The organism is Mesorhizobium sp. P2_A12, assembly GCF_056405075.1.
Map to the genome: position 1 here is coordinate 1 of NZ_JBFUCU010000087.1, position 710 is coordinate 710.

1 protein-coding gene is annotated in these 710 nt (G+C 59.3%); it reads left to right on the forward strand.

What is annotated here, in order from left to right:
- A partial coding sequence (locus AC1DZU_RS35620; protein ID WP_477292141.1) for a cadherin repeat domain-containing protein occupies window positions 1-710 on the forward strand: 710 nt, incomplete at both ends.

Consider the following 710-nt stretch of genomic DNA (forward strand, 5'->3'; position numbering starts at 1 on the left):
AATATCTATGACGTCCAGGTCGGGGTTTCCGATGGCCTAGGCGGGACCGACACACAGACGATCGCAGTCACCGTAAGCAACCAGAACGAGGCGCCCTCGATCGGTTCGGATGGCGGTGGCAGCTCCGCCTCGCGGCCGGTTTCGGAGAACACCTCGACGGTGACGACGGTGACGGCTAGCGACCCCGATGCCGGGGCGACGCTTGCCTATTCCATCATCGGTGGGGACGACGCCGCCAAATTCGCGATCGATGCAACCAGCGGCGTTCTTTCATTTGTCACGGCGCCCGACTTTGAAACGCCGACTGATCTCGGGGCGAACAATATCTATGACGTCCAGGTCGGGGTTTCCGATGGCCTAGGCGGGACCGACACACAGACGATCGCAGTCACCGTGGTCAACGTTTCCGGAGTTACTATAAATGGTACTGGCGTGGCGGATACCGTCAACGCCACGCAAACAGTCGCTGGACAGCCTCTGCCAACAAACGAAGAAGACGTAATCAATGGCTTCGGCGGAGTAGATAACCTTTCTGGGCTTGGTGGGAACGACATCCTTGACGGAGGGACAGGTGCCGACACGCTGATTGGCGGTGCTGGGAACGACAGCTATGTCGTCGACAACATCGGCGACGTGACAACGGAGGGTGTGAATGGAGGCACTGACGGAGTTCAGTCCTCGGTCACCTACACGCTCTCGGCCAATGTGGA